This window comes from Rhodococcus sp. NPDC056506 (assembly GCF_042794945.1).
Classification (GTDB): Bacteria; Actinomycetota; Actinomycetes; order Mycobacteriales; family Mycobacteriaceae; genus Rhodococcus_F.
Map to the genome: position 1 here is coordinate 49175 of NZ_JBHTSW010000028.1, position 20836 is coordinate 70010.

The 20836-nt window shown below is 64.1% G+C and carries 21 protein-coding genes and 1 tRNA gene; 9 read left to right on the plus strand and 13 right to left on the minus strand.

Going from position 1 to position 20836, the window contains the following annotated elements; genetic code table 11:
* Positions 1–42: 42 nt before the first annotated feature.
* The 4 genes from ACFQ6H_RS20680 to ACFQ6H_RS20695 form a co-directional block, all read right to left on the minus strand.
* Positions 43–1293 (minus strand): saccharopine dehydrogenase family protein, encoded by a 1251-nt coding sequence (locus ACFQ6H_RS20680; protein ID WP_378648274.1) that lies wholly within the window; start codon positions 1291–1293, stop codon positions 43–45.
* A 44-nt stretch (positions 1294–1337) separates the two neighbouring features.
* A complete protein-coding gene (locus tag ACFQ6H_RS20685) occupies positions 1338–1769 on the minus strand; it encodes a universal stress protein (protein ID WP_378532889.1) in 432 nt (143 codons plus the stop codon).
* Positions 1770–1902: 133 nt separating this feature from the next.
* Complete coding sequence (locus ACFQ6H_RS20690; RefSeq protein WP_074447104.1) at positions 1903–3444, minus strand: SDR family NAD(P)-dependent oxidoreductase; 1542 nt, start codon at positions 3442–3444, stop codon at positions 1903–1905.
* Between the two features lie 108 nt (positions 3445–3552).
* A tRNA-Leu gene (locus tag ACFQ6H_RS20695) sits at positions 3553–3638 on the minus strand.
* A gap of 118 nt (positions 3639–3756) precedes the next feature.
* Here ACFQ6H_RS20695 and ACFQ6H_RS20700 point away from each other — a divergent pair.
* Positions 3757–5109 carry a M20/M25/M40 family metallo-hydrolase gene (locus ACFQ6H_RS20700; protein WP_378648276.1) on the plus strand — a complete coding sequence of 451 codons (1353 nt, stop codon included), beginning with the start codon at positions 3757–3759 and terminating at the stop codon, positions 5107–5109.
* 65 nt (positions 5110–5174) lie between these two features.
* Positions 5175–5711, plus strand: coding sequence for a YbhB/YbcL family Raf kinase inhibitor-like protein (locus ACFQ6H_RS20705; RefSeq protein ID WP_378648278.1), 537 nt, complete (start codon positions 5175–5177; stop codon positions 5709–5711).
* A 58-nt stretch (positions 5712–5769) separates the two neighbouring features.
* Here the strand turns inward: ACFQ6H_RS20705 and ACFQ6H_RS20710 are convergent, their stop codons facing one another.
* The 3 genes from ACFQ6H_RS20710 to ACFQ6H_RS20720 all read right to left on the minus strand — a co-directional run bounded on the left by ACFQ6H_RS20710 (position 5770) and on the right by ACFQ6H_RS20720 (position 8189).
* Positions 5770–6840: a quinone-dependent dihydroorotate dehydrogenase gene (locus ACFQ6H_RS20710; protein ID WP_378648280.1), complete on the minus strand. Its 1071-nt coding sequence runs from the start codon at positions 6838–6840 to the stop codon at positions 5770–5772.
* 75 nt (positions 6841–6915) lie between these two features.
* Positions 6916–7164 carry a DUF5703 family protein gene (locus tag ACFQ6H_RS20715; RefSeq protein WP_007733391.1) on the minus strand — a complete coding sequence of 83 codons (249 nt, stop codon included), beginning with the start codon at positions 7162–7164 and terminating at the stop codon, positions 6916–6918.
* On the minus strand, positions 7164–8189 hold the full coding sequence (locus ACFQ6H_RS20720) for a YncE family protein (protein ID WP_378629986.1): 1026 nt from the start codon (positions 8187–8189) through the stop codon (positions 7164–7166). Before ACFQ6H_RS20720 ends, ACFQ6H_RS20715 begins: the two co-directional genes overlap by 1 nt.
* 183 nt (positions 8190–8372) lie before the next feature.
* On the opposite strand from ACFQ6H_RS20720, the gene ACFQ6H_RS20725 reads away from it, so the two are divergent.
* Positions 8373–8795, plus strand: coding sequence for a hypothetical protein (locus ACFQ6H_RS20725; RefSeq protein WP_378648282.1), 423 nt, complete (start codon positions 8373–8375; stop codon positions 8793–8795).
* Here the strand turns inward: ACFQ6H_RS20725 and ACFQ6H_RS20730 are convergent.
* From ACFQ6H_RS20730 to ACFQ6H_RS20750, 5 genes are all read right to left on the minus strand, one after another.
* The gene (locus ACFQ6H_RS20730; protein ID WP_378532902.1) at positions 8776–9639 is read right to left on the minus strand and encodes a heme ABC transporter ATP-binding protein; all 864 of its coding nucleotides are present in this window, start codon (positions 9637–9639) and stop codon (positions 8776–8778) included. The two genes, ACFQ6H_RS20725 and ACFQ6H_RS20730, sit on opposite strands and share 20 nt — an antisense overlap.
* The gene (locus ACFQ6H_RS20735; RefSeq protein WP_378648287.1) at positions 9636–10658 is read right to left on the minus strand and encodes a FecCD family ABC transporter permease; all 1023 of its coding nucleotides are present in this window, start codon (positions 10656–10658) and stop codon (positions 9636–9638) included. The genes ACFQ6H_RS20730 and ACFQ6H_RS20735 overlap by 4 nt, the downstream gene beginning before the upstream one ends.
* 138 nt (positions 10659–10796) lie before the next feature.
* Complete coding sequence (locus tag ACFQ6H_RS20740) at positions 10797–11804, minus strand: hemin ABC transporter substrate-binding protein (RefSeq protein WP_378648284.1); 1008 nt, start codon at positions 11802–11804, stop codon at positions 10797–10799.
* The gene (locus tag ACFQ6H_RS20745; protein ID WP_378532906.1) at positions 11801–12487 is read right to left on the minus strand and encodes a heme oxygenase (biliverdin-producing); all 687 of its coding nucleotides are present in this window, start codon (positions 12485–12487) and stop codon (positions 11801–11803) included. The genes ACFQ6H_RS20740 and ACFQ6H_RS20745 overlap by 4 nt, the downstream gene beginning before the upstream one ends.
* Before the next feature lie 92 nt (positions 12488–12579).
* Positions 12580–13515 (minus strand): aldo/keto reductase, encoded by a 936-nt coding sequence (locus tag ACFQ6H_RS20750; protein ID WP_003946175.1) that lies wholly within the window; start codon positions 13513–13515, stop codon positions 12580–12582.
* A gap of 228 nt (positions 13516–13743) precedes the next feature.
* On the opposite strand from ACFQ6H_RS20750, the gene ACFQ6H_RS20755 reads away from it, so the two are divergent.
* The 4 genes from ACFQ6H_RS20755 to ACFQ6H_RS20770 are packed head-to-tail and all read left to right on the plus strand — an operon-like array spanning position 13744 to position 16809.
* Positions 13744–14589, plus strand: coding sequence for an undecaprenyl-diphosphate phosphatase (locus ACFQ6H_RS20755; RefSeq protein ID WP_378648289.1), 846 nt, complete (start codon positions 13744–13746; stop codon positions 14587–14589).
* A 58-nt stretch (positions 14590–14647) separates the two neighbouring features.
* The gene (locus tag ACFQ6H_RS20760; RefSeq protein ID WP_378446070.1) at positions 14648–15343 is read left to right on the plus strand and encodes a histidine phosphatase family protein; all 696 of its coding nucleotides are present in this window, start codon (positions 14648–14650) and stop codon (positions 15341–15343) included.
* A 55-nt stretch (positions 15344–15398) separates the two neighbouring features.
* Positions 15399–15998 (plus strand): DUF3090 domain-containing protein, encoded by a 600-nt coding sequence (locus ACFQ6H_RS20765; protein ID WP_030537532.1) that lies wholly within the window; start codon positions 15399–15401, stop codon positions 15996–15998.
* A 4-nt stretch (positions 15999–16002) separates the two neighbouring features.
* The gene (locus ACFQ6H_RS20770) at positions 16003–16809 is read left to right on the plus strand and encodes an SCO1664 family protein (RefSeq protein ID WP_378544029.1); all 807 of its coding nucleotides are present in this window, start codon (positions 16003–16005) and stop codon (positions 16807–16809) included.
* On the opposite strand, the gene ACFQ6H_RS20775 is transcribed toward ACFQ6H_RS20770, so the two are convergent.
* Positions 16806–17267, minus strand: a complete 462-nt coding sequence (locus tag ACFQ6H_RS20775) for a MarR family winged helix-turn-helix transcriptional regulator (protein ID WP_378544032.1) — start codon at positions 17265–17267, stop codon at positions 16806–16808. The genes ACFQ6H_RS20770 and ACFQ6H_RS20775 overlap by 4 nt on opposite strands.
* Positions 17268–17400: 133 nt before the next feature.
* Here ACFQ6H_RS20775 and ACFQ6H_RS20780 point away from each other — a divergent pair, with 133 nt between their 5' ends.
* The gene (locus tag ACFQ6H_RS20780) at positions 17401–19488 is read left to right on the plus strand and encodes an MMPL family transporter (protein ID WP_378544035.1); all 2088 of its coding nucleotides are present in this window, start codon (positions 17401–17403) and stop codon (positions 19486–19488) included.
* Between the two features lie 10 nt (positions 19489–19498).
* Complete coding sequence (gene mshC / locus ACFQ6H_RS20785) at positions 19499–20740, plus strand: cysteine--1-D-myo-inosityl 2-amino-2-deoxy-alpha-D-glucopyranoside ligase (protein ID WP_378532915.1); 1242 nt, start codon at positions 19499–19501, stop codon at positions 20738–20740.
* The last annotated feature ends 96 nt before the right edge of the window (positions 20741–20836 follow it).

The window sequence follows — 20836 nt, forward strand, 5'->3', positions numbered from 1 at the left end:
CGGGCGCGAAGAGCTGAAACGATCAAGTGAAATTCGTTCTGTCTAGAGTTTGCGCGCGGAAATCTCGAAACCGGCTTTGCGCAGACGCTCGACCAGGACGTCGCCGAGCGCTGTCGCGGGGGTCAGGACGCCGGTGGCCTGTGGGAGGTCCTTGTGGTCCTTCGCCAACGACAACGCAGATTCGCCGAGCATCACCGCCGTCGCGCTGTATCCCGGGTCGCCCTTCGCCTTCACTCGTGATGTGTATCGAGCGCCGGTCGTGGTCGTGGTGAACACGTCGAGCGTGAAATGACCCTTCTTCTGGGTGCTCTCGCTCGGGCCCTCTCCGGGAGCAGGCAATACCTTGTCCAGAAGGAAGCGCGTCGGCGGAAGGGCGAGTCCGGCGACCAGCGCACCGAGACCGACCGCCACTCCGCCCGCAATCACCGGAGACACGACGGAAGAGCCGACGCTCATTACCTCGCTGTACTTGAACTTCTTGCCGTACGCCCACTCTCGGAGCGCATTGCTGCGACGGACGACTCGTGTGTTGTACGACGCCATCACGAACGGTGCCTTCCACCCCTTCAGTGAAGGATCGATCTTCGTGCCATCGACCACGCTCACGTCGCTCTGGCGTCCGAGTTCGGGCTCCCGATCACGATCGGGGCTCAGCGAGTACGGCGAGGCGGCGAGTTTCCGCAGGCGCGCATCGTCTTTCGACACGTCGATCTGGTTGCGAAGCGAATCGATCGTGCCACCGCTCACGCCTCCGCGCAGCGCAGTGACCACCAGGGTGGTGTCGGTGAGTTCGCCGGCGCCGTCGGCGACGACCTTCTCGTGCAGGACGTGAACTCCGAGATCGGAAGGGATGGAATCGAATCCGCAGGAATGGACGATCTTGGCACCGGTCGACACGGCCAGGACGTGGTTGGCGTCGATGCTCTCGCGGTGGAACAGCACCTCGCCGGTGAGGTCGACGTAATGAGTTCCGGCGGCAGCGCATTCGTGAACAAGAGCGTGCCCGTACTTGGCGTACGGACCGACCGTGGTGGCGACGACCCGGGTTCGCTGGGCGAGTGCCTTCAGTGCTGTGGCGTCGTCGGCGTCGGCGATGATCAGGGGGAGGTCGGCAGCGGCGGTACCCAGATCCGCGCGGGTGGCTGCCAACTTCTCGAGTGAGCGGCCGCCGAGGCCGATCTTCGTGCCTTCGGGCGCGTGTTTGACCAGGTAGTCGGCGAGTAGCTTTCCGACGAAGCCGCTCGCTCCGTAGACGATGATGTCGAGTTCTCGGGCGGGCGAGGTTCCAGTCATGGAGCCAGCCTACAAACGAGTACCGGAAAGTGATGTGACCGCGGTCACTCGGCGGGGAGGGGTTCCTTGACGACGAGGATCGGAGCCTCGACTTCGAGCAACAGGCGCTGCAGTGGGCGTTCGAGCAGGAACTTGCCGATGGGGGACATCCGGCGCGTTCCGACGATCAGGAGATCGACACCCGCGCCGTGCACCAGGTTGACGAGCGCGGTCACCGGATCGCCGTCGTGCTCGGTGGTGCGCAGATCCCACTTCGTCTCCGAGAATCCACCGGCGTCGAGCGCCGCCTGAATCTCGCCGCGAAGAGCGGCCCGATCATCCTCGGTGTTTCCGATGCTGACGGTGTCTCCGATGTTGACGTCGTCCAGGACGTGCAGAACCAGCAGTTCTTCGCTTCGACCCACGGATTCCCGTGCAGCGGCCACTATTGCGGCGCGGCCTTCCGGGCTGTCCTTGTGTACGACGGCGATCGTCATGGTTCCTCCGAGTCGGTGAGCAGTGTCGGCTCCATTATCGCCTGCAATGCTGTGCTCTACCTGAATTGAGCTACTTGACACGGGAGTTTGGGGGTGACGAGATCGCCACATCGGGGCGCCTAGGTGCCGCCCATCACCACGGCGAGGGTTTGTAGTCCTTGAGGAAGCAGCCGTGCAGGTCGACGCCCAGCTCGCCCTGAACGATGGGGTCGTAGACGCGGGCTGCACCGTCGACGAGGTCGAGTGGTGCGTGGAAACCTTCGTCGGCCAGACGCATCTTGGTGAAGTGCGGGCGTTCGTCGGTGATCCAGCCGGTGTCGACGGCGGTCATGAGGATGCCGTCGTCGAGCATTTCCTTGGAGCTGGTGCGGGTCAGCATGTTCAGTGCTGCCTTGGCCATGTTGGTGTGCGGGTGGCCTGGGCCCTTGTACGCGCGGCTGAACTGGCCTTCCATGGCGGAAACGTTCACGACGTACTTGCGTCGTGCAGCGGCAGCGGCCATCGACGGGCGCAGGCGCGAAACGAGGATGAAGGGCGCCACCGAGTTGCAGAGTTGGACTTCGAGAAGCTCGATCGGATCGACCTCTTCGACGGTCTGAACCCAGCTGTTGGTGTGCGCGAGGTCGGGCAGTAGTCCGCCGGCATCGATGGCGATGCCCTGCTCGATGCGATCGGGCGAAGCCGACTTGGCGACGAGAGCGAGCGAACTGACCGCGTCGGCCGAGAGATTTCCGGAGGTGATGCTCGCGACGTCCGACAGCGATCCAGCCAGAGCAGCGGGGTGAGCGTCGCTCGTCTTGCCGAAGGTGAGGACATCGGGCAGTTCACCGGCAGGCAGTGCGCCGGACTCGGCGTCCACCAAAGCGCCGTAAGCACCGGGGGAGCGTCGAACTGTTTGTGCGGCGTTGTTGATGAGGATGTCGAGCGGGCCCTGTGCGGCAACAGAATCCGCGAGTGCAACAACTTGGGCGGGGTCGCGGAGGTCGATGCCGACGATGCGCAGACGATGAATCCAGTCGTTGCTGTCTTCCATCGCCTTGAAGCGGCGGATCGCGTCGTTGGGGAATCGCGTCGTGATGGTCAGATGCGCACCGTCACGCAACAGGCGCAACGCGATGTACATGCCGATCTTCGCCCGGCCGCCGGTGAGTAGTGCGCGTCGGCCGGTCAGATCAGTGCTGGCGTCACGTTTGCTGCGGCTGGTGGCAGCGCAATCGGGGCACAGTTGGTGGTAGAAGGCGTCGACTGCGGTGTAGCGCTGCTTGCAGATGTAGCACGGCCGCGCCTTGATGAGCGTGCCGGCGGAAGCGCCTGCGGTGTTCGACTTGATCGGAATGCCGGCGGTTTCGTCGTCGATGCGATCGGGTGAACCGGTGGCCGTCGCGGCGACCACTTGGCGGTCGGCTTCGTTGACGGCTGCGCGCGAAGCGAGGCGGCGCTTCTTCTTGAGTCGCTTGAACAGATGGCCGACAGCGCGCTGCATGGTGATCGAGTCGGGATGCTCGTCGTCGAGTTCGGCGGCTTCGGAAAGGACCTTCAAGCAGATTTCGAGTTCTGCGGGGTCGAGTCCGGTGAGTTCGGCTCGAGCAGATTCTGAATCGGCTGTTTCCAGCGAATCTGCCTGCAGTGCATCCGACTTCTTGGTGTCTGTATCCACTTCGAACTTCTGTTCCATCTCGATCGCCGCTCGCGCGGACTGTTCCCTCGTTCGGGAACTTCGCCAATTACGAGAAAAGCTCCGGTTCGATGAACCGGAGCTTTTCCTGTCTGTCTCAACACAGAGTGTCCGAGGGGGGACTTGAACCCCCACGTCCGTTAATAGGACACTAGCACCTCAAGCTAGCGCGTCTGCCATTCCGCCACTCGGACTCGGCCCCGATTTCTCGGTGCTGGGAAAGAGTATCCGATTAGCTCAGCTGCCCCAAATCGCCAGGTTGCGGGGCATTCCGGTCGCCCGCGTCGTTTGATTCGATGGTAGGAAAGTGGAATGACCACAACCCCGAATAATCCGAATCCGAGCAGAGCCGAAGCCGAAGTAGTCGAACTGGTCAGTTCCCTCATCCGCTTCGACACCTCGAACACGGGAGAGCTCGAAACCACCAAAGGCGAGCGTGCGTGCGCGGAGTGGGTTGCCGCGCAGCTTCAAGAAGTCGGTTACGAGACGGAATACGTCGAGTCCGGTGCACCTGGCCGCGGGAATGTCTTTGCTCGCTTGAAGGGAGCCGAGTCGGGTCGCGGCGCGCTGATGCTTCACGGTCACCTCGACGTCGTCCCGGCCGAGCCCGCCGACTGGAGCGTGCACCCCTTTGCCGGCACCGTCCAGGACGGTTACGTCTGGGGGCGCGGCGCCGTGGACATGAAGGACATGGTCGGGATGATCCTGGCCCTCGCCAGACAGTTCAAGGCGGAAGGCGTCGTACCGCCGCGTGATCTGGTGTTCGCCTTCGTGGCGGACGAGGAAGCGGGCGGAAAGTACGGATGCCAGTGGCTGGTCGAGCATCGCCCGGATCTGTTCGAGGGAGTGACCGAGGCCGTGGGTGAGGTCGGCGGCTTCTCGCTGACGGTTCCGCGACCTGACGGAACCGACCGCCGCCTCTACCTGGTGGAGACTGCGGAAAAAGGTCTCGGGTGGATGCGTCTGACCGCCAAGGGACGCGCCGGACACGGCTCCTTCCTCCACGACGACAACGCGGTCGCCACACTCGCCGGCGCGGTCGCGAGGCTAGCTGCCCACCAGTTCCCGATCGTGATCTCCGATTCGGTCGCGGAGTTCCTGACCGCCGTCGGGGAAGAGACCGGATTGGATTTCGATCCGGGATCACCCGACATCGACGGGACCCTCGCGAAGCTGGGCACGATCGCCAACATCATCGGCGCGACGTTCCGTGACACCGCGAACCCGACGATGCTCAAGGCCGGATACAAGGCGAACGTCATTCCGCAGACGGCCGAGGCGGTCTTCGACTGCCGCGTGCTGCCGGGGCGCCAGGCCGAATTCGAGCGAACGGTGGACCAACTGATCGGTCCCGACGTGACCCGCGAGTGGATCACCAAGCTGGACTCGTACGAGACGACGTTCGACGGCCACCTTGTCGACGCCATGAACGAGGCGATTCTCGCCCACGATCCGGAGGCTCGCACAGTTCCGTACATGCTCTCCGGTGGAACCGACGCGAAGGCATTCGCGAAACTCGGCATTCGCTGCTTCGGTTTCGCACCGTTGCAGTTGCCGCCCGAGCTGGATTTCAGCGCGCTGTTCCACGGCGTCGACGAGCGAGTTCCGGTGGACGCACTACTGTTCGGGACACGTGTTCTGGAACATTTCCTGCTCAATTCCTGACGAGCACGTGGATAGATCCGTGAGTTCGACTCACATCGAGCTCTCTTGTCACAGAAAGGATTCGCATGGCGCACGATCCGTACGAACCATTGCCGAAGTTGCCGAGTTTCGAGCTGACCAGTGACGACATCACTGCCGGCCAGCCGCTGAAGCTTGCTCAGGCCAGTGGTGCCTTCGGTGTTCCCGGTGGCGAAGACATCTCACCGCAGCTCTCGTGGTCCGGCTTTCCGGCCGAGACGAAGAGTTTCGTCGTGACGGTGTTCGACCCGGACGCACCGACGGCGTCGGGATTCTGGCATTGGGCCGTGGCGAACATTCCGGCTTCCGTCACCGAACTTCCGGCCGGTGCCGGCGCGGCCGACAGCGGTGTCCTGCCCGCCGGAACCGTCACGCTCCGCCACGACGGCGGCGGGTTCGGTTTCATCGGTGCAGGCCCGCCTCCCGGACATGGTCCGCATCGCTACATCGTCGCGGTGCATGCCCTCGACGTGGAGACGCTCGACGGAGTCACCCCTGACTCGTCGCCGGCGTTCCTCGGTTTCAACGTGTTCCATCACGCGATTGCGCGTGCAACCCTGACCGGGACGTTCGAGGTCGAATAGTCACTTTGCTGTGCGCCTTTATTAACCGCGGGCGGTTAATAAAGGCGCACAGCAGTTTCTAGCGAGGGTTCTCGGCTCCCACAGCCTGGGCGATCGACGAGAAGCCCGCCGCGCGCACGCGCTTGGCGATGCCTTTGTGGATGCTGCGAGCCCAGAACGGTCCGCCGTAGATGAAGCCGGTGTATCCCTGCACCAGCGTCGCGCCGGCGAGGATGCGTTCCCACGCCTGGTCGGCTGTCTCGATACCGCCGACCGAGATGATGGTCATCTTGTCGCCCACTCGGGCGTACAGGCGCCGAAGTACCTCGAGCGAGCGCTCGGCAACCGGTGCGCCGGACAGCCCGCCCGCGCCGAGTGCAGCTACCGCGGCGTCCGGGGTCTTCAAACCGTCGCGTCGGATCGTGGTGTTGGTCGCGACGATTCCGGCAAGTCCGAGTTCGACGGCCAGATCGGCGACGGCGTCGACGTCGTCGTCGGAGAGATCGGGAGCGATCTTCACCAGTACCGGCACGCTGACGGTATCGAGCACGGCCTGCAGGATCGGGCGCAGTGATTCGACGGCCTGTAGATCACGGAGTCCGGGTGTGTTCGGCGAGCTGACATTCACGACCATGAAGTCGGCCAGCGGTCCGAGAAGCTGCGCGCTGGCGGTGTAGTCGGCAGCGGCGTCGGCGGCTTCGACGATCTTGGTCTTGCCGATGTTGGCGCCGATCGGCACCGTGACGCGGCGCTGCCGCAGGAAATTCGCCGCGTGACCAGCGCCGTGGTTGTTGAAGCCCATCCGGTTGATCAGAGCGTGATCGGCCGGAAGACGGAACAGACGCGGCGCGGGGTTACCGGGCTGAGCCTGGGCCGTCACCGTTCCGACCTCGGCGAAACCGAATCCCAACGGGCCCCAGGCGTCGACTCCGGTGGCGTCCTTGTCGAATCCGGCCGCCAGACCGAGAGGTGCGGGGAACGTCAGACCGAAAGCCTGACTGCGCAATACCGGGTCGTCGACGACAAGAACTTTTGCGACCAGCCAGCGAAGGGGAGCGAACCGTGTCACCAGTTTCATCGCGGTGAAGGCAATGTGGTGGATGCGTTCCGGTGGTACCCGGAACATCAGGCTCAGCAGCAGTTGGTACACGATTCTCCAGCTCTTCGGTGGTGTGATGTTGTCAGCGGCTTCGACAGCGGCGGGCCCTGGTCGTCTGTTGGACGATCAGTGCTGAATGCCGTCCGGATCGGTCACGTGCAGCGGCGTCTTCTTGCGCTTGAGAAGCACACGTCGGCTGCCGTCGGGATAGAGACGAACACGGGAGAGCTCCCACCCGCCGAACTCGGCGGAGATCGCCAGGCGCATCGACGCCGTGACCCGCGAAACGTTCGGCGGTAGCCGGAGTGGCACGTAGTCGAACTTGTCGTCCGACGTTTCCCACTGCGCGGGGATCCCGCGCGCACGCTTTTCCATCAGTTCTCCCGTGACGGGATGACCTGCAGCCCGTCACCGGTTGCCGATCCGACGATCAGATTGCCGTTGGAAGAGTCTACGGCCAACGAATTCGGCTGTCGCACCGTCTTGAACCGTCCGGTCTCCACGGGGATGCCGGACGACAGGTCGAAGCCGACTACCTCGTTGGTTGCGGTCAGCGTGACCCACACTCGATCCGCGGTCTCGTCGTAGGCAACGGCGTACGGCGACTCGCCGACGGGGTAGCGCTGGTGCATCAGGAGCGGATCGGCAGTGAAGACGAGCAGTTCGTTGCCGGTGGTGTCGGTGACAAGGATGCGTCCGAAGCGATCGGTGGCCAGGTGGGTCGCACCCTCACCGGCACGGAGTGCAACGCCGAGTTTGCCGTCTTCGAGGTTGATCGCCGTCAGCGAGGTCTGACGGTGATCGAGGGCGCTCAGGTTGTCGCCGGTCACCGCGAGTTCGTCCACGGATGCGAATCCCGAAACCTTCTGTGACTGATCGGTCTTAGGGTCGACGATGTGAACTGAACCATTGTCCGTACCGATCGCGATGCGGCCGTCGGTGAGTTCGACCGCGGAGTTCGCCTGGCCGTCGACCGGGATGGAAGTCTGTTCGCCCGAAGTCAGTTTCAGCTTCACTACCTGGCGATCCATTGACAGCAGTGCGTTGCCGTCAGCGGCGATCGAGACGTCGCGTACGTCCGAATTCAGGGTGATCGGACGACCTGTCGAGGCCGGGTCGGCGCCGGACAGGCCGTCCGCAGGAACGACCAGCACCGAGCGTGGGTTGTCGGCGACCAGGACAGCGCTGCGCGTGATCGGGTCGAATGTGATGGAATCGATCAGACCTGAATACGGGTGAACCACGCCGTCCGGGGTGCTGGTGGTGGCCGGCGAGACCGCGGCCGTTGCGGGATCGATCGTGATGAGGTCGTCACCGCCATCTCCGGAAGAACATCCTGTGACCAGCAGAACCGCCGCTCCCATTGCTGCTGCAGTGGTGCGGATCCCTAGGCGAGCCATGTGTAGTTCCTCTTTTTCTTGTCATCTGTTCTTCACGCAGTGCGACTGTCATCGATCATCCCTGATCGCAGTCGGGCGCCGTTCATCGCGTCGAGGATCTACCGACCATTCCGCTCACACCCTTGACGCGATACCGTACGAACAGCGATTGCGGTTAACGCTGCAATCACCGAGGAGATCATTGTGATTCCCACAGAACCCACCGATTCCGGCGCGCAGTCGCCCGAACCGGTGCGGCCGGGCTTCGAGATCGAGGACCTCACCGTCGGCGCTCACGCACACGGTTTCGGCAGGTCCGACGGTCGAACTTTCGCGTTTCGCGTACGCAAGAGCGTGTTGTTCGTCGAGGTTTACGGCGAATACTGCGAGCACAGTGTGCCGACCCCGTCGGATGTCATCGCTACGGCCGACCGATCGGTGACCGATATCGATCTGACGGACGAGCGAAGCATCGCCGGTGTGGTCCGCGACGCAGTTCTGTCGACGGAGACTGATTGGTCACAGCCCATTCCCGGTGACGGAGTTCGTGAGGGCGACGGTCGCAGCCTGCCGACGGTGAGAGCCGTCCTCAACAGGCTGGGATCGATCATCGATTCTGTTCGGTGAATTCTCGGCGCGGGATCACCAGGGTTGCTCCGGTCTTCGGATGTGGGAACACCTCGACCGGATAACCGTAGACGCGGGTCAGAAGTTCTTCGTGCAACACCGATTCCGGGGGACCGTCAGCGGCGATCCGTCCATTTTCGAGCACGACGATCCGATCCGCGTACGCCGCTGCCAACGCGAGATCGTGCAACACGACGACGACGGCATCGCCGTCCGCAGCGCGGGCGCGAGCTACGGACATCACCGCTTCCTGGTGTCCGAGATCGAGTGCTGCCGTTGGTTCGTCGAGCAGGATGGTCGACGTCTCCTGCGCCAGTACCCGCGCAAGTGCGACTCGCGCCTGCTCGCCACCGGACAGCACGGCAAACGGCCGATTGGCGAACCCTTCGACATCGCAGGTCTTCATCGCCGCTGTGATGGCAGCGCCGTCGCGGTCTTCTCGGCGAGTTCCGGCCCAGGGTGCGCGGCCCATGCGAACGACCTGGCGAGCACTGAACGAAAATCCGATGGTGTGTTTCTGGGGGAGCACCGCGCGTCGGCGCGCCATATCGATCGGCGACCACTGTGTGAGGTCGGTGCCGTCGACGTCCACCCGCCCCGCGATGACGGGCTGATCACCGGCCAGCGCCGCAAGAAGTGTCGACTTACCGGCGCCGTTCGGTCCGACGAGGACGACGACTTCTCCGGCCCGGACTTCGAGCGACACGCCTTCGAGAATGTGCCGACCACCGCGCTCGACGGTGATGTCGCGCGCCTCGAGCGTGACGTCACCGACGCCAGGGCTCTCCGGTTCGGGGGTGACGCGGCCGAAGAGTTCGCGCCAGTTTCGGACGAGGCTGCTCATGCCCACCCGCCCTGTTGTGCACGAGTGCGTCGGAGAAGCCAGAAGAAGAACGGTCCACCCACCAAAGCGGTCAGCATTCCGAGTGGCAGGTCCGCGTTGTCGATCAGCGACCGCGAGCCGAGGTCTGCGACCAGCAGAACCAGTGCGCCGGCGAGGGCGCTCGCGGGAATCAGCGCGCGGTGGCCAGGGCCGACGAGAATGCGCATCAGGTGCGGAACGACCAGACCGACGAAGAGGATGATGCCGGTGAAGGCAACACTCGCCGAGACCAGGAGAGCGACGATCAGAACCGCGAACTGGCGCAGCCGTTCGACGTTGACGCCCAGGTGACGGGCCGCGTGTTCACCGAGCGCCAGCAGGTCCAGGCGCGGGGCGATCGCCATCGTCGCGGCGATCCCGACGACGGTCATCGGGGCCACGATCAGGACTGCGTTCCAGGAAGCGCCGTTGAGTGAGCCGAGTTGCCAGAACACGATCTGATCGCGAGCAGACGGGCTGGCGACAAAGGTGAAGAAGGCGATGAGACCGCCGGCGAACGCGTTGATCGCAACGCCGGTCAGCACCAGCGTCACCACTTCGGTTCTGCCCTCGTGCCGAGCGAGCAGATACACCGCAGCTGTGGTCACCAGTCCGGCGACGAACGCCGCGGCAGCTACAGCCCAGCCGGCCACGAACGTGCCGCCGACGACGATGACAGCGCTCGCGCCGACCGCAGCGCCCGCGGACACTCCGATCACTCCTGGCTCCGCGAGTGGATTGGAGAACACACCCTGCAGGAGCGCCCCGGAACATCCCAGCGCCGCGCCGACACAGATGGCGAGCACGACGCGGGGGAAACGAACCTCCCACAAGGTCACTTCACCGCTGGGATGGGCGGGCATCGGACCGAGATCGAGCCCGATGCGGTGCAGGATGCTGCCCAAAACCTCGAGTGGTGACGTCGGAACCTGACCGATGCACGCCGACAGCACTGCGACGATCACCAGCGCGAGAGTCAAGCTGATCAGAACCGCACTCACCCGCGACCGCGACGCGGGGCGAGATGCCGACTTGTCGGCGCCCTTGACCTCGTGTGAATCCTCGGCTGCGGACCCAGTCTTACCTGCGTCGGAACTATCTGTTTCTGTACTCACGAATCAGCACTCACAAATCTCTGCTCACGATCCACCGGGCTCGTAGATCGCTTCGGCAAGTGCCGCCATGACACGTCCGGTGTTCGGCCCGAAGCTGAGCAACACTCCGTCCTCCATGTCGACTACTCGTTTGTTCTTTCCGGCCGGTGTCTGAGCAATGCCAGGGACCTTTTCGAGGCCGTCGATACCGCCGATCGACGCCAACCCGTCCGTCATCATGAGCAGGGCGTCCGGCGCGGCGGCGATGAGCGCCTCGCTGGTGATGGGCACGAACTGTTGTGTGATGCCCGAGGCGGTTCCTGCATCGGTGGCGCCGAGTGCCTCGATCAAGGAATCGGCTCCGGACCCTTCACCGCCGATCATGGTGATGGCCGATCCGCGCATGTAGAGGAACGCGATCTTCAGCGGATCGCCCTCGGCGGGGACCAGATCACGAGCTCCAGCGATTTCCGATTCGGTCCGATCGACCAGCGCCGCGCCCTGGGCGGGGACGCCGAGCGCGTCGGCGACGGCCTGGAGTTGCCCCGGCACACCCTCGAGTGTTCGGGTGGGATCGAAGAAGACGACTGGAACCCCGGCGGCGCGCAACTGATCCTGGACGCTCTTGGGCCCGATACTCGTGTCGGTGAGAACCACGGTGGGATCGAGGTCGAGGATCGCCTCGGTGTTGAGCGATTGGCCGCCGACCGTGACAACCGGAACGTCTGCGACTGCGGGGAACTTGGCTGCAGTGTCGCGGCCGACAAGATTGTCACCGAGGCCGAGCGCCACCGTCGTCGTCGCGAGCGTCCCGTAGCGGTCGGCCGCAACGATCCGGCTGTTGTCGGTGATGGTCACGTCGACGCCGTCGAAGCTCTTCACCGTCACGGGCAGTGTCGCGGTCGGGTTGTCGGAGACGGGAACCGGGCTGGAATCTTCGAGTACCGCGGTCCGGGCACCCTGAGATGTCGTGGAATTGTCGCTGGACCCGCAAGCCACCAAACCGAAACCGGCTGCTGCGACCAGCGCCGCCGCGGCCAAGCGCTTCATCATTTGACGAGGTAGCTCTCGATGTCGCCTTCGAGGTCGGCGAACAGGTCGCCGTTGAGGCGGTACGCCAGATTCACCTCGTCGATGAAACGCTGCTGTTCCTCCGCAGGAATCTGCAGTGCATCCAGATTCGAGCGGTAGTCGTCCTTGAAGGGCTTCGGCTTGGGGATGCCTTCGAAGATGTAGAAGCGAAGTCCGTCGGTCTCGAATCCGTAGGCGCGCTCGAGCATGCGGCGGATGATCTGTCCGCCGGACAGATCGCCCATGTAGCGCAGGTAGTGGTGTGCGACGAACCCGGCGGGCCAGTCGAACGCCACCTCCTTCAGGCGGGCGATGTAGCGCTCGGTTGCCGGCAGTGCCACGAGTTCGTCGCGCCAGTTCGGTCCGCCGAGGAATTCGAGATCGGACTCGAGTGAAGCCACCCGCAGCAGATCCTCGGACAGGAACGGAGTGACCAACTCGTTGTCGGCGTGGGTGCGGCCGGCTTCTTCGAGGCTGGTGTAGACGAGGTAGGTCTGCCCCAGGAGAGCGGCATAGCCTGCGGTGGTCAGCTCACCGCCGAGCAGAGCACCCACGAAACGCGACTGCTCGGTCTCGCGGTGCGCAGCGTCCGTCTCGGTCTTGATTCGTTCGGAGAAGGCGGGGCCTGCGTCTGCGGAAAGGCTGTCTGCGTCGAGCGTGGTCATGGATTCTCCTGAGGCTGTAGTAAAGCGTTGCCTACTAGGTTAGCCTGCCCTCGCCAAGACGATACCTTCGGTATTTCGATCAGCGGGACGAACTAAGCGCTCACGTCGTCGAGAGCCGCGGCAATCGCTTTCGGAAGTTCCAATTCTTCGGTTGCCAGTACTCCTGTCAACTGGGCGAGATCACGCGTGCCGACGACGGCGCTGGCCACCCCGGCGCGATCGCGCGCCCAGGCCAGTGCCACCGCCAGTGGTGAAGTACCCAGACCGTCGGCGGCGGTAACGACGGCGTCGACCACCCGGATCGAGGAATCGGTCAGGTAGCTCTGAACATCCTGTGAATGTGCTTCGTCGGCGCCGCGGGAATCGACGGGAATGCCGTCGCGGTATTTGCCAGTCAGAACGCCGCCCGCGAGAGGCACTGCGGCGAACACTCCGACGCCGTGATGGGCGGCCGCTGCGAACAATTCCTCCTCGACGCCGCGTGCGAGCAGTGAGTACTCTGCCTGCGTCGCGGCGAGTGTTGTTGCGCCACCGGCTCCGACGGCCGTCGCCAGCTGCCAGCCGAGGTAACCGCGCACCCCGACGTACCGCACCTTGCCGCTCGAGACCGCGTAGTCGAGGGTTGCTGCAACCTCGTCGACGGGCGTGAGCGGATCCCAGGTTGCGACCTGCCACATGTCGAGGAAGTCGGTTCCGAGTTCACGAAGAGTCGCGTCGAGTTGGCGGAGCAATCCGCGCCGCGAGCAGTCGACGCGGTCGGTGCCGATCGGAGTGGGATCGATGCCGGCGCTCGAGCTGATGATGAGTTCGTCACGCGGAACGACGTCGTCGAGCAACTCGGCGAGGATCCGTTGCGCCGCACCGGCGCCGTACGCGGGCGAGGTGTCGACCAAGGTTCCGCCGGCCTCGGCGAAGGCGAGCAGCTGCGCCGCAGCCTCGTCGCCGTCCGTGTCGCGTCCCCATGTCAGTGTGCCGAGCCCAAGTCGCGAGACCCGAAGTCCGCTCGTTCCGACAGATCTGTGCTTCATAACCGCCTGCATCTCGCGCCCGACTCGTGTGCGCAAGTGCGGCACCCGAGAGATCTCACCACGTGCAGACTAGTGGGCGCTCGCCTCGAGTCGGGGTATTCGGACACGGACGTGCCGGGCGCGGCGCGCTGCAGTGAGCACCGGTAGCGTGGCGCCGGTGAAACGTGAACCCGACACACGAAACCTGTGTGCAGTAACCCCATTCGAATCAGCCGGGATCGGTGAGTGATGGGCGAAGCGATGACCTGGCTTCAGGCCGTGATCCTGGGCCTCGTGCAGGGATTGACCGAGTTCCTGCCGATCTCGTCTTCCGGACATTTGCGAATCGTGTCGGAGATATTCTTCGGCAGTGACGCCGGTGCGTCCTTCACCGCGGTGACGCAGCTCGGCACCGAGCTGGCAGTGCTGATCTATTTTGCGCGCGACATCGTGAGGATCATCACTGCCTGGTTCCGGGGTGTGTTCAACGCCGAGCATCGGGGCGATCTCGACTACCGCATGGGTTGGTACGTCATCATCGGCACCATTCCAGTCTGCATTCTCGGGTTCTTCTTCAAGGACCAGATCCGTACCGGCGCACGCAATCTGTGGTTAATCGCCACAATGTTGATCGTGTTCGCGCTTGTCATCGCCGCTGCCGAGTACTACGGGCGCAAGACTCGGCCCATCGAAACCCTCACAGCGCGCGACGGCATCATCATGGGTTCGGCGCAGGCACTCGCGCTCATCCCAGGCGTCTCGCGCTCAGGTGGCACGATCAGCGCCGGTCTCTTCCTCGGGCTCACCCGTGAGGCCGCAGCCCGTTACTCGTTCCTCTTGGCGATTCCGGCAGTTCTCGCCTCCGGTTTGTTCAGCCTCCCGGATGCCTTCGAGCCGGCCGGTGAGGGTCTGAACGCGAGCGGTCCGCAGTTGCTGGTGGCAACCGTCATCGCCTTCGCGGTCGGTTACGCAGCGATCGCCTGGCTGCTTCGATTTGTTGTCGATCACTCCATGTACTGGTTCGTCGGATACAGAATCGCTCTCGGCGTAGTCGTCCTTGCGTTGCTGGCCACAGGGGTCGTGTCCGCGACATAGGGCCCGTTTCGACGTCGACCACCCGTCCGTGCGGCCACCGCCCCGTTAGGGTTGTGGAATGACAGTTGTCCTACTGCGGCACGGGCGGTCGACGTCCAACACTGCCCATACCCTGGCCGGTCGAACGCCGGGTGTGGAACTCGACGATCACGGCCGGAAACAGGCCGAAGGCGTCGTCGATCGGCTGGTCGGTCTGGACATCGCGGAGATCGTCCGCTCGCCGCTGTTGCGGTGCGAGCAGACGGTCGGCCCCATTGCCGTCGACCGTGGTCTGACGCCGCTGGTGGAGGATCGCCTCATCGAGGTCGACTACGGAGACTGGACGGGCCGCCCTCTCAAGGAACTGCTGGAGGAACCGCTCTGGAAAGTGGTGCAGCGCCACGCTTCCGGTGCCGTGTTCCCAGGCGGTGAAGGACTGGCCCAGGTCCAGGCGCGAGCCGTTGCCGCGATCCGCGAGCACGACGCACGGCTGGCCGAAGAACACGGCAAAGACGTCGTCTGGATCGCGTGCACGCACGGCGACGTCATCAAATCGGTTCTCGCAGACGCGTTTGCGATGCACCTCGATTCGTTCCAGCGCATCGTCGCCGAGCCCGCTTCGGTCAGCGTGATTCGGTACACGGCCACTCTGCCGTTCGTACTGAGGGTCAACGACACCGGAGACGTGCTCGCAGCGATCGGTGCAGCGAAGGCCGCGACCAACGGCTCGGCTCCTGCACAGGAGTCCGTCCCCGGCGGAGAGGTCGGTGCGTGAGCTGTGACGGATAATGGGTACTCAGTGATGTTCTGCTCGAACTCGAGGAGGTGCAATGTCGCGCGCGATTCACGTATTTCGCACTCCTGACCGATTTGTCGCAGGGACGGTGGGCGAACCCGGTGACAGGTCTTTCTATCTCCAGGCCGTGCACGAAGCACGGGTGGTGAGTGTGCTGCTCGAGAAGCAGCAGGTTCAGGTCCTCGCCGACCGCATGGGCCTACTCCTCGAAGAGGTACATCGCCGGTTCGGAACCGAGGTTCCGCCGCAAGCCGACGACGTCTCCGATCTCAGCCCGTTGGTCACTCCGCTCGACGCGGAGTTCCGGGTGGGCACGATGGGACTCGGCTGGGACGCCGATGCCGGCGCGGTCGTCGTGGAGTTGCTTGCCGTCAGCGAGACGGAGTTCGACGAATCGGTTGTCCTCGACGACGCCGACGACGGTCCGGACGCGGTCCGTGTGTTTCTGACACCTGAGCAAGCGCGCGAATTTTCGCTGCGGTCCGAACGCGTCATCGCGGCGGGACGCGCGCCGTGCCCACTGTGTGGTGAACCGTTGGCGCCCGAGGGGCACGTCTGCATCCGCACCAACGGCTACCGACGCGGCGAGTCCTTCGGTTTTGCGATCGACGACGCAGACGACGACGAGGTCTGACGTCGTGGCCGAACCTGGGGTGCCGGACGTTCTGCTCGAGGGTGATCTGACTCTGATCGGTCAGATCACCACGGCGAGCAACGCCACGCTGGTGTGCGAGTCGACTCTGGGGGAGCAGTCCACCCGTGTGGTCTACAAGCCGGTGCGTGGGGAACGCCCCCTGTGGGATTTCCCGGACGGCACTCTGGCGGGGCGTGAGGTCGCGTCGTACCGAGTGTCCGAGGCGCTGGGCTGGGGAGTGATTCCGCGAACAGTGTTGCGGGACGGTCCTTTCGGGCCAGGAATGGTGCAGCGGTGGATCGACACCGTCGATCGCCGCGCGGACGGATCGGGCGGCCTCGAGATGGTCGACCTGTGCAGTCCCGGCAATGTCCCACCCGGATGGTTCGAGGTTCTGCAGGCCTTCGACTCGGAGGGCGAACCCGTCTCCCTCATCCATGCGGACGATCCGCGGCTGCAACGAATGGCCGTTCTGGACGTCCTCATCAACAATGCCGACCGCAAGGGCGGTCACGCCCTCGAGGGCGTCGACGGCTCGGTGTACGGGGTTGATCACGGAATCTGTCTTCACTCGGAGAACAAGCTGCGGACCGTGTTGTGGGGGTGGGCGGGGCAGCCCGTACCGGGCGCCTTGATTACCGACGTCGCCGAACTCGCGACAACTCTCGACGGGGATCTGGGCGACGAGTTGTCCGAACTGATCACCGAGGAAGAGATCGTGGCTTTGGCGGTGCGGGCGATGCAGTTCGCAGAGTCCGCTGTGATGCCCGAACCGAACGGCCATCGAACGATTCCCTGGCCGGCTTTCTAGTCTCGAGACGTTTCCTGCTGTTCGCGAGTTGCGGTCTTCAATCCGGGTGAGCGAACCAATCGCAGTAGTTGTTCGCGCAGCGCGGCGACATCCCCGACCCCGACGGTCAATGCCGCATCTTCCTTCTCGAGCGTCAGCAGTCGCTCGTACGTCTGGCGGCCGGCGTCGGTTATCGCGATCACGCGCCGACGCTCGTCCCGCGGATCGGTGTCTCGGGTGACGTGCCCCGCTCGTTCGAGACGGTCGATCGTGCGACTCATCGTCTGATCGGTGACCCGGGCGTTCTTCGCGATGTCGCGTTGCGACGCCGGTCCACCAGCGATCGAATGGAGCACGATCAGGCCCGCGTGAGTCATGTCCTGAGACCGCAGAACCTTCTCCCACGAGTGCTCTACCAGGCGTGCAGCGGTGGACAACAGTCGGCCGGTGGGCCAGTCGTCCAGGCCGTCGCTGCTCATGTTTTTGCCTTCCGTTTGCAATTACTCAGCATGCTGAACAAAATAGTCGGCAAGTCCTCATCTGTTGCCGATCTCTGGAGACCCAGTGAGCACACCAGTACAAAATCGTCCTGTTCGTCGCCTTCGATGGATTGTGCCAGCTCTCCTCGTGATCGGCTGGCTGGCAATCGGAGGGTTCGGGGGGCCGTTCGCCGGAAAGCTCAGCACGGTGCAGCAGAACGACAACACCTCGTTCCTGCCCGCCTCGGCCGAAGCCACCGAGGTGGCGAAGCTTCAAGAGAGCTTCACGGACACACGCTTCGTGCCGGCCATCATCGTGGCAGAACGATCGGGTGGACTCGAACCCTCGGACTCCACTTTCCTGTCCCAGACCGTCGATTCATTCGTCGGTACCGAGGGGTTCGGGGACGCGTCATCGCCGCCGATCCCGTCAGCCGACGGCCAGGCACTGCAAATGTTTTTGCCGGTCGACAGCACGCTCGAGGTCAAGGACAGTGTGAAAGCGCTGCGCACGGCGCTGGAATCGAGCCCTGATGGACTCACGGTCAAGGTGACCGGACCCGCGGGGCAGGTTGCGGATCTTTCGGCAGCATTCGCGGGCATCGACGGATTGCTGTTGTTGGTCGCCGGGTCCGTGGTGATCTTGATTCTGATCGTCGTCTACCGGAGCCCGATCCTGCCGTTCGTCGTGATCTTCTCGGCGATCTTCGCCCTCGGTTTGTCGAGCTTGCTCGTATATCTGCTCGCGGACGCAGACGTCATCGCCTTGAACGGTCAGAGCCAGGGCATTTTGTTCATCCTCGTGTTCGGCGCCGCCACCGACTACGCGCTGCTCCTGGTCTCGCGCTACCGCGAAGAGTTGCGGATCAAGAAGGACAAGTACGCGGCGATGCGTACCGCGTGGCGCGCGACGCTCGAACCCGTCGCAGCGTCCGCCGGAACGGTCATCGCGGGCGTTCTGTGCCTGTTGCTTTCCGACCTGAACTCCAACCGCGGACTCGGTCCGGTGGCTGCCATCGGAATTGCCGCGTCCTTCCTCGCGTCGATGACTTTCCTACCGGCAGTGCTGGTGTTGTTCGGGCGAACTGCCTACTGGCCGACCAAGCCGAAGTTCGACGCCGACCGCGAGCACCACGACGAGGCGAACGATCACCGGTTCTGGGCCGGGCTCGCTGCTCGAATCGGTAGGCATCCGCGCCGCTTCTGGGTGGCGTCGACGCTGGTGTTGGTGATCTTCGCGCTGATGATGCCGCAGTTCAAGGCCAGCGGTGTCTCTTCGTCCGACATCTTCTTGCTCGACGTCGATTCGGTTGCAGGCCAGGAGATTCTCGGTGAGCACTTCGACGCCGGTTCAGGGTCGCCGGCCGTGGTGATCGCCAATGCCGACCAGGTCGATGCAGTCGCGGCAGCAAGTCGCGTCGACGGTGTCAGTGATGTGAGTGTCGTCCAGAACGGGGGATCACCTCTGGTTGTCGACGGACGAGTCTCCCTGCAGGCGACGCTGACTGACGCTGCCGACTCACTCGCGGCCGAAGACACGATCGTCCGTCTACGTGATGCAGTTCACGCCGTGGACGGCGCCGACGCACTGGTGGGTGGCGTCACAGCGACCGATCTCGACACGAAGACCACCTCGACTCGTGACCGAACTCTCATCATTCCGGTGGTGATCATCGTGGTGTTCGTCATTCTTTCGCTCCTGCTGCGTTCGCTTCTGGCGCCGTTGCTCCTCATGGGCACCGTTGTGCTCTCGTTTGCTGCGACACTGGGCATTTCGTCGCTGGTGTTCGACCACGTCTTCGGCTTCCCCGGCGCGGATCCGGTGGTTCCGCTGTTCGCATTCGTGTTCCTCGTGGCGCTGGGAATCGACTACAACATCTTCCTCATGACGAGGGTGCGGGAGGAAGCGCTGAAGATCGGCACTCGCGCGGGTGCTCTGCGGGGGCTCACAGTTACCGGCGGGGTGATCACTTCTGCCGGAGTTGTTCTGGCAGCAACCTTCTCGGCGTTGGCGGTGATCCCGCTGTTGTTCCTCGCGCAGATCGCGTTCATCGTGGCGTTCGGCGTCCTACTCGACGCGCTGATCGTCCGATCTCTGCTGGTACCGGCCTTGACCTACGACATCGGTCAGAAGATCTGGTGGCCGAGCAAGCTCGCGTCGACGCCCGAACCGGAGCAGGATCAGCCAGCACCTTCCCAGCCTCAGAGCAGCCTCCACTAGGCTCGGCAGCATGCAGTCTTGGTCCGATACCGCACTCCCGTCCGTTCCCGGTCAGGGGCCGCCGTTGCGGCTGTACGACACAGCCGACCGTCAGGTTCGTCCCGTCACGCCGGGCAAGAAGGCGACGATGTACGTCTGCGGCATCACCCCGTACGACGCCACCCACCTCGGTCACGCGGCCACGTACCTCACGTTCGACCTCGTGAACCGCATCTGGCGTGACGCCGGACACGACGTCCACTACGTCCAGAACGTGACCGACGTGGACGACCCGCTGTTCGAGCGGGCCAATCGCGACGGCGAGGACTGGATGGTCCTCGGCATGCGTGAGACGGCACTCTTCCGTGAGGACATGGAAGCGTTGCGGGTACTACCGCCGAAGGACTACATCGGCGCCGTCGAGTCGGTGAACGAAGTAGTCGAGTTGGTGGAGAAGTTCGTGGCGTCCGGCGCCGCCTACGTCGTCGACGACGCCGAGTTCCCCGACGTCTACTTCCGCGCCGACGCGACCGAGCAGTTCGGTTACGAGTCGGGCTACGACCGCGCGACGATGGAGAAGTTCTTTGCCGAACGCGGCGGAGATCCCGATCGCGTCGGCAAGCGCAATCCGCTCGACGCACTCGTCTGGCGTGCGGAGCGTCCCGGCGAGCCCTCGTGGCCCTCGCCCTTCGGGCCGGGACGCCCCGGTTGGCACATCGAATGCGCCGCCATTGCGCTCAACCGCATCGGCTCCGGCTTCGACGTCCAGGGCGGTGGCAGCGACCTGATCTTCCCGCACCACGAGTTCTCGGCTGCGCATGCCGAATCGGCGACGGGCGATCGCCGTTTCGCGCGGCACTACGTGCATACCGGCATGATCGGCCTCGACGGCGAGAAGATGTCGAAGAGTCGCGGAAACCTGGTCTTCGTCTCCAAGTTGCGCGGCGAGGGCGTGGACCCCGCAGCAATCCGACTCGGACTGCTCTCCGGCCACTACCGCCAGGATCGCGCGTGGACCGAACAGGTCCTCGAGGATGCTCAGTCGCGTCTTCAGGTGTGGCGGGAGGCAGCGGCCCTCGGTTCCGCACAGTCCGTCACCGACACCGTCGCACGGTTGCGTCAGCACCTGGCCGACGACCTCGACACCCCGAAGGCTCTCGACGCGCTCGACGGTTGGGCACGCCGCGCAATCGAAGGTGGCGGATCCGACGCACAGGCACCCGGCGAGTTCGCCGATGCCGTGGATGCGTTGCTGGGTATTTCGCTTCGCTGAAGTCCTGCTGTGGGGGGGTTTTTTAAGCGGGGGGGGGTTAATATGGGACAGCCCAGTTTTTTGGTGTGTGAAAACCCCCGTGGCATATAAAAAAAA

Excerpts from the sequence above, each read along its gene's own strand:
- ACFQ6H_RS20775 (WP_378544032.1), bottom strand. The coding sequence starts at position 17,267 with ATGAGCAGCGACGGCCTGGACGACTGGCCCACCGGCCGACTGTTGTCC.
- ACFQ6H_RS20765 (WP_030537532.1), top strand. The coding sequence starts at position 15,399 with ATGTCGCGCGCGATTCACGTATTTCGCACTCCTGACCGATTTGTCGCA.
- ACFQ6H_RS20755 (WP_378648289.1), top strand. The coding sequence starts at position 13,744 with ATGGGCGAAGCGATGACCTGGCTTCAGGCCGTGATCCTGGGCCTCGTG.
- ACFQ6H_RS20705 (WP_378648278.1), top strand. The coding sequence starts at position 5,175 with ATGGCGCACGATCCGTACGAACCATTGCCGAAGTTGCCGAGTTTCGAG.
- ACFQ6H_RS20680 (WP_378648274.1), bottom strand. The coding sequence starts at position 1,293 with ATGACTGGAACCTCGCCCGCCCGAGAACTCGACATCATCGTCTACGGA.
- ACFQ6H_RS20715 (WP_007733391.1), bottom strand. The coding sequence starts at position 7,164 with ATGGAAAAGCGTGCGCGCGGGATCCCCGCGCAGTGGGAAACGTCGGAC.
- ACFQ6H_RS20740 (WP_378648284.1), bottom strand. The coding sequence starts at position 11,804 with ATGATGAAGCGCTTGGCCGCGGCGGCGCTGGTCGCAGCAGCCGGTTTC.
- ACFQ6H_RS20745 (WP_378532906.1), bottom strand. The coding sequence starts at position 12,487 with ATGACCACGCTCGACGCAGACAGCCTTTCCGCAGACGCAGGCCCCGCC.
- ACFQ6H_RS20685 (WP_378532889.1), bottom strand. The coding sequence starts at position 1,769 with ATGACGATCGCCGTCGTACACAAGGACAGCCCGGAAGGCCGCGCCGCA.
- ACFQ6H_RS20750 (WP_003946175.1), bottom strand. The coding sequence starts at position 13,515 with ATGAAGCACAGATCTGTCGGAACGAGCGGACTTCGGGTCTCGCGACTT.
- ACFQ6H_RS20690 (WP_074447104.1), bottom strand. The coding sequence starts at position 3,444 with ATGGAACAGAAGTTCGAAGTGGATACAGACACCAAGAAGTCGGATGCA.
- ACFQ6H_RS20720 (WP_378629986.1), bottom strand. The coding sequence starts at position 8,189 with ATGGCTCGCCTAGGGATCCGCACCACTGCAGCAGCAATGGGAGCGGCG.
- mshC (WP_378532915.1), top strand. The coding sequence starts at position 19,499 with ATGCAGTCTTGGTCCGATACCGCACTCCCGTCCGTTCCCGGTCAGGGG.
- ACFQ6H_RS20730 (WP_378532902.1), bottom strand. The coding sequence starts at position 9,639 with ATGAGCAGCCTCGTCCGAAACTGGCGCGAACTCTTCGGCCGCGTCACC.
- ACFQ6H_RS20760 (WP_378446070.1), top strand. The coding sequence starts at position 14,648 with ATGACAGTTGTCCTACTGCGGCACGGGCGGTCGACGTCCAACACTGCC.
- ACFQ6H_RS20700 (WP_378648276.1), top strand. The coding sequence starts at position 3,757 with ATGACCACAACCCCGAATAATCCGAATCCGAGCAGAGCCGAAGCCGAA.